Annotated in this window: 6 protein-coding genes and 1 pseudogene; 3 read left to right on the forward strand and 4 right to left on the reverse strand. The window is 57.9% G+C overall.

Translation table 11 applies throughout. The features are described 5' to 3' along the window. Nucleotides 1-246 precede the first annotated feature (246 nt). Nucleotides 247-420: a hypothetical protein gene (locus BG57_RS33225; RefSeq protein ID WP_160174776.1), complete on the forward strand. Its 174-nt coding sequence runs from the start codon at nucleotides 247-249 to the stop codon at nucleotides 418-420. A gap of 111 nt (nucleotides 421-531) precedes the next feature. Here the strand turns inward: BG57_RS33225 and BG57_RS30365 are convergent, their stop codons facing one another. Both BG57_RS30365 and BG57_RS30370 read right to left on the reverse strand, forming a co-directional pair. After that, nucleotides 532-1,539: a zinc-dependent alcohol dehydrogenase family protein gene (locus tag BG57_RS30365; protein WP_035970931.1), complete on the reverse strand. Its 1,008-nt coding sequence runs from the start codon at nucleotides 1,537-1,539 to the stop codon at nucleotides 532-534. A 15-nt stretch (nucleotides 1,540-1,554) separates the two neighbouring features. Then, nucleotides 1,555-2,397, reverse strand: a complete 843-nt coding sequence (locus BG57_RS30370) for an NAD(P)H-dependent oxidoreductase (protein ID WP_035970924.1) — start codon at nucleotides 2,395-2,397, stop codon at nucleotides 1,555-1,557. A gap of 163 nt (nucleotides 2,398-2,560) precedes the next feature. Between BG57_RS30370 and BG57_RS30375 the strand changes: the two genes are divergently transcribed. Further along, the gene (locus tag BG57_RS30375) at nucleotides 2,561-3,490 is read left to right on the forward strand and encodes a LysR family transcriptional regulator (protein WP_035970926.1); all 930 of its coding nucleotides are present in this window, start codon (nucleotides 2,561-2,563) and stop codon (nucleotides 3,488-3,490) included. Between the two features lie 333 nt (nucleotides 3,491-3,823). On the opposite strand, the gene BG57_RS30380 is transcribed toward BG57_RS30375, so the two are convergent. Next, complete coding sequence (locus tag BG57_RS30380) at nucleotides 3,824-4,477, reverse strand: GNAT family N-acetyltransferase (protein WP_420912100.1); 654 nt, start codon at nucleotides 4,475-4,477, stop codon at nucleotides 3,824-3,826. A gap of 177 nt (nucleotides 4,478-4,654) precedes the next feature. On the opposite strand from BG57_RS30380, the gene BG57_RS32140 reads away from it, so the two are divergent. Then, nucleotides 4,655-5,116, forward strand: coding sequence for a DUF6196 family protein (locus tag BG57_RS32140; protein WP_229754137.1), 462 nt, complete (start codon nucleotides 4,655-4,657; stop codon nucleotides 5,114-5,116). A 371-nt stretch (nucleotides 5,117-5,487) separates the two neighbouring features. Here the strand turns inward: BG57_RS32140 and BG57_RS34060 are convergent. After that, nucleotides 5,488-5,586 (reverse strand): annotated as a pseudogene (locus tag BG57_RS34060) (MBL fold metallo-hydrolase); the annotation flags it as partial. Between the last annotated feature and the right edge of the window lie 719 nt (nucleotides 5,587-6,305).

Raw genomic sequence — 6,305 nt, forward strand, 5'->3', positions numbered from 1 at the left:
TCGACCCTGAACTGCCCTTCAGACCGCGGTGGGGCCTATGTCTGCTTCTAAACCCACTACGGTCATGTGAGTTACTACGAGATCAAGTCGGACTCCGGATCGACTCGTCCCGAGTAAATTTCAAGAAACTCCCTGGTCTGACGTGACCAACGACAATTCCTGTGCCAAAAATCCGTTGCCCAAGCGGGGAATCTTTCTACGGATGTCTGAGCGAACGGAAAACCGATTACGCTAACAGGCGAGCAGATGGCTCAAATGCATGAGCCGGATATCAGCGCCGCACTTAATGATGGCGAGATGATCCCCATCGGAGAGATAGCGGTATTTGATATGCAGCGCGAGGCGCCGGTGGATGCCGTGCGCACGGAACGATACGATTTGAACGAAACCGGCTGTTCGAGCGGTGTCCGCTCCTCATGAAGACCTGAAACACTACGCCGTCTCGATCAGGCGAAATCATATCGGGCAGGATCGACCCCAACGAGACGGCTCCGCCGAGGTGGAGTTGATGGCGGGGCTCCACCGTCCTTTTCAATATTCCACGACGATCTTGCCGAAGTGGCTGGCTGTTTGCTGCAGACGGAAGGCGTCGGCCAGTCCGTGGAACGGGAAGGCGTGATCGATGATGGGCCTGATGCCGACGATGTTGAGCGCCCGTACCATTTCAAGTTGATGCTGGCGGTTACCGACCACGAGGCCCTGGAGCCGCTGTTGGCGCGCCATCAGCAAGCCTGTGGGCACATCCCCGCCGCGTCCAGTGAGAACGCCGATCAGCGCCAGATGACCTCCGACCCGCCCGGCCTGGATTGACTGCGCCAGTGTGCCGGGTCCCCCGACCTCGACGACATGGTCGACGCCCCGTCCGCCGGTGATATCGCGGACATGCCTGCCCCATTTTGGGATCTCGCGATAATTGACGGTGTGATCGGCGCCGAGCGCGCGGGCACGTTCCAGCTTGTCGTCGGATGACGAGGTCACGATCACCGACGCACCCATCGCCTTGGCAAATTGAAGCGCGAAGATCGACACCCCGCCTGTGCCCAGAACCAGCACAGTTGCACCGGCCTTCAATCCACCATCGACGGCGAGAGCGCGCCAAGCCGTTAGTCCCGCCGTTGTCAGCGTCGCTGCTTCGGCATGGGTGTAACCCTTCGGTGCGTGTGTGAAGGCGTGTACGGGTGCCACGACCACTTCGCGTGCGTAACCGTCGATACCGTCGCCCGGCGTCGTCGCGAAATCGGCGATCTGCGGCTCGCCATGAAGCCACGTCGGAAAGAAAGTCGACACGACATGGTCGCCGACCGAGAAAGCCTCTACGTCCGGCCCGACCGCCTCGACCACGCCTGCTCCGTCCGCCATGGGGATGCGTCCCGGGGCGGCTGGAAGCCGCCCCGTCACGACGCCCAGATCGTGATAATTGAGCGAGGTCGCATGTAGGTGGACCCTGATTTCTCCCGGGCCCGGTACACCGGGATCGGGCAAGTCGACCATCGTGAGGGCTTCGAGGCCGATCTGACCGTTGGAGCGGAACGCGCGCATGATAGACAATCCTTATCAGACGCGGGCAAGCGCCGCGGGCTGTGATTCGGCTGAGTCCAGATTCTCAACAGGATCACCCTGTTGCGCCAGGTGGATGCGGAGGCCGGTTTCTCCGGAACCGAGGCCGGGCTTGAGCACCTGCTGTCCATCATAATGTCCGCCATTTTGCGTGCGATACGGTATTGGCGTGTCGGTGAAAAGATTCTCCATCCGGACCTTGAAGGCTGCCGCGACTTCCACCCAGCGCTCTTCAGACAGGCGGTCGCTCTGGTAGATCGGGAAGGGCGGCATAACATCCATGCCCGGATAGAAGAGCTGTCCATGCTGGATGGGCCACAAGATCTCGTCGAGTCGGCCATTGACGCCGCGCTCGCTATAGTGCGGCTCGCGGCCGCCAATGCTGACCACAACCATCGCCCGGCGACCGGCTAGCGTTCCTTCACCATACCGATCGCCCCAGCGTTCACCACCATGTGGGCCGACGCCGTAAGCGAAGCCACGCGCATAGACGCGCTCGACCCAACCCTTCAGGATCGCCGGTGCGCTGAACCACCACAACGGGAAGGTGAGGATGACCGCGTCGGCCCACAGCAGCTTCTGCTGCTCAGCCACGATATCGGCGGGTTGGGTCCCCGTGGCGAAGGCGTTGCCTGATTCTGATGCATAGCGTAGCCGATCGGCGTTCTTACGCTGCGGGAAATCGGCTGCATCGGCGACGGCCTTCCAGTGCATGGCATAGAGATCAGATACTTGAACCTGATGGCCCTGCGCGGTCAGCGTTTCGACCGCGAGGTTCTTCAAAGAGGCGGTCAGCGACTGGGCCTCTGGATGGGCGTGGACGATAAGAACGTTGCTCATGCGGTGATCCTAAATAAGAAAGGGAAGCGGCGGCCCTCGACCGTTCTGCTCAAGCTAGACAGTCATAAGGACTTTCACCGTTCATCTCGTTGATGGTGAAGCATGCAGCGTAAAACGTAATCAGGTATATTGAAAATGAATTTCTTAGATACCTGGTATTGCCGTGGATAATCTGCGTAGTCTCGACCTGAACCTTCTGCGCACGCTCAATGTATTGCTTGAGGAGCACAACGTGAGTCGGGCGGCCGAGCGACTTAATCTGTCGCAGCCGTCTGTCAGCGTCCATCTATCAAAGCTTAGAAGAGTTTTCAAGGATCCTCTGCTTTTGCCCGGGCCTCGCGGTATGCGACCAACGGCAAGGGCCGATTCGCTGCGGGAGTCGCTTTCCGTGGCCTTGGCTGCCTTGAACGAAGTCATGTCGCCGTTACAGCCGTTTGACCCATACACCGCGGCGCTAACTTGGAAGATTGCCGCGACGGACTACAGTGAAACGACTGTACTGCTACCCACGCTTCCCAGGGTGCGTCAATATGCGCCGAATACTCGCGTTAGCGTTGCGCAGATCGCGCCGCGTCTCATCGCCAGACAATGCGAAATAGGTGAAGTCGATCTAGCATTCCATACGGCGGACGAAGCACCTGACGGGTTACGCCGAAAGACCTTGTTTCAGGAAAAGTATGTCTTGGTCGGACGGCCTGATCATCCGAGACTCAAACGAAAACTTACCATGTCGCAGTTTTGCAAACTGGATCATGTGATCGTGTCGCCGGATGGAGGGGGATTTGTCGGCGTCACTGATATGACTTTGGCACAGCTGGGTTTGAAGAGGCGAGTTGTGCTTTCAGTGCCCCATTTCACCTTCGTACAAGACGTGTTGTCGCGTACGGACTTAGTTGCGATGCTCCCATCGCGACTGCTTAAGGGCGATTCCAGATTGCGATCGGTCGCGCCACCGGTTGAGGTTCCTGGGTACGAAATGGTAATGCTGTGGCACGAACGTTCACATCGCGACCCTTCGCATCAATGGTTAAGGGAGCTTATCGGTTCGGGCATTAAGGGCGAGGATCAGCAGGCGCGAAGATGTGGCGACTGAGAACGGTTCCGTTAAAAAGTGGCCGTCCCGTGCGTAGCATTGGCGACATTCACTCAAAGGCGAGCTCAAAAAGAGCTTGGAAGGGCTGTTTCTGTTCTTCGAAACCGTTAGCCTTGGATGCCTGAACAACGGATCAAGGAATGCCGGTATCTATCATCGATGACGAACTGTGGGCACTGATCGAACCACTATTTGCAGCGCCCGGACCCGCGACGCAAGGTTAACCCGGGCGCCTACCGGTTCCGAACCGTGCAGCTTTGAATGGGATCCTGCTCTACGACGAGTGTAGCTGTGAACGCGCTCGAATGACGACGCGGTAACGGCTGCTCGTTCTTAAGCGCGGGGTGCCGCGGACTGGGCGAGCCATCGGCTTCTCGTAAGTCGGTACAGTACCTGGCGGCGCAGTGCATTCCCTTCGGGGACCAGCGGATGATCGAAATCGCCGTTCAGATCGCGTAGCATTCCCAGCTTCGACATGACCCGCATGGACTTCTCATTGGCTACACCTGCGTTGGACACGATCTCGGACAACTGAAGCGACTCGAAGCCGAAACGAATTGCGGCTTCGGCAGCTTCGGGAGCGTAGCCCAAGCCCCAGAAGGGCCGCGCGATACGCCAGCCAACTTCCACAGCCGGCGTGAAATGGGCTTCATAAGTGACGGGAAGTAGGCCGACCGCGCCGACGAATGCACCATCTTGCTTGGCCTCGACCGCCCAGAAGCACATGCGATGCTTTTGCTGGTTTTCGATTTGGCGGTCGATCCATGTGTGATACGCGTCATGTGCGTTAAGCGGCAGCAGATGCTCCATGACACCTCCGTCAGCCGACATGTCCGCAAAAGGCTGCCTATCGGCATCTTTCCATGGTCGCAAGATCAGGCGGTCTGACTCAATTGGCATGGGGCTGTTCCAGGAACCGTTCGTAGCGTGGATTCTACACTCGAAGCTACGTCCCTCTTGGTTGCAAGGATAAGCGACGCTCGACATCGACGTATCGAGCTTCCACTAGCCTTCTCGATGTAAAGCAGGCAAAAGTAGTCAGAGCGCTTATCCGAAAATCCTGAAAGAGTTTCTTGTTTCAAACGGTAGTCGCGTACGACGATACGATCGATACTTCTGGGTGGGACAGGCGCTGTACGGGGTTTTCTCCCGCAGCGTGCGCCTGTGGCAATCACGATTGAGGAAAAAGCTATGGTAGACATCTCGTATGAGTCGTCATCTGATACTGAAGAACGTCTTCGGCGCGTCATCAAGAAGGCTCGCTTGAAGATTTATAGCCAAAGCTATGCATTCCAGGAATTTTCGCATGATGAGTTTCCCCGCTCCGTACATCCAGGCGCTCTCGCGCTTATCCGTGATGATCAGGTTTGGAGTCAGCTTGTACCGTGCGTTGATCAGAACGAGGACCTGTTTTCGATTTTCCGATTCCACTTTCCAGCCCACGCCGACAACAGCGGATTTGTCGGCTGGCTTGCAAACCACTTCAAACGTAACTTTGGAACCGGCGTCTTCGTGACATGCGGGCAGAATCGCAAAGACGGAGGAATCTTCGACTATTGGGGCGTTCCAATTTCTGTTGGAGGCGATGTTTTGCAGGAAGTAGCGCGCCTCGTAGCTGCAGAATAGCCTTTGCGGACGTATTCGATTGCAGATCGGCACACATGCGCTGACGAGTTTCGATCGAATAGCACCCGTATCGGAACAACGCATGAGGGACGTTGACCGCTAATGGTCCGGAATGAGGCAGTGCGACCTGCGATCCAGCTAGAAGAATTGACTTCTCCAGACTGAGCGGCCTCTCGCACGGATGCAGTTATTGCAAGCGTTTTGGCTGCGTCAAACGCATCGCACTGCGGCTCTTCCTATTTCCGAATGACCGATCCCAAGTGGCGCATCTGCGCAACATAGGGGTCTGCGGCTGCGTAGTCCCCTATCCAGTCGAGAGCGGGCGAAACCATCCTCGATCGCCCGCGTAGTGCCACGTCCGCAAGGTGGGCACCCACGCGCACGGCGTAGCGGGAAGAAACCAGTTCGCCCGAACCATGCTTGCCAATGTTCGAAATGACGGGCTGGACATTGCGGGTTACTGCGCTCATTTCACGTAGATCCTTACAATTCAAACGGGTAAGCCGCACTGCGCGGCCATGGACGTCGAGAGCACGACCGCTGGCACGACGGACAGTGTTCGCTCGCATTTGCATTGATCGTGTCGCGGATTCTAGTCAGGCATGGCGAGCATCGGTAGCATCAGGAACGCCCATACAGCGTTGTCTGCACGGCGACATTCGATGACGGGCGCTCCGTCTGATAGTCGGATCGTTCGCGCACATCGTCGCGCCGAAAGGCGGGCCTTTCGAGGGACGCGAATTGCGCTTGATTCATGTAGATCGCTGAGGCCCACCGCTACGTTGCAACGGCATTCGCGTCAGCGACCGCTGACGCCGGAAAGAACAGCAAGTCATGCGGAAAGTCGTCGTTGAGATCGGCCCCTGGGGTCAATTGGCCACGCCATAGCGTGCCGGGTCGGCGCCGGCAAACATCTACTGCTTGCCGATCTGCGGCTTCAATGGCGGTTTGCTGTGAATACCGGCCGTGCGGATGTCAGGGCGACGTGCAAGACGAATGTCCCTTCATGGCCGAGCCCTGACGGATGGCTCACGCACGGACCTCGGCCTTTGTTGACATTGAAGCCGTCAGACTTCAACGGCAGCAGTTCGGCGGGATGCTGCCGTTGACGCCCTGGCGCAGCAGGACTGCACCTCCTGCATCAGCGAACTCACACTCCCGTTTAGGTTTGTTCGACGCCTGCCCTCGA

Origin of the sequence: Caballeronia grimmiae (assembly GCF_000698555.1) — a bacterium.
Taxonomy (GTDB): domain Bacteria; phylum Pseudomonadota; class Gammaproteobacteria; order Burkholderiales; family Burkholderiaceae; genus Caballeronia; species Caballeronia grimmiae.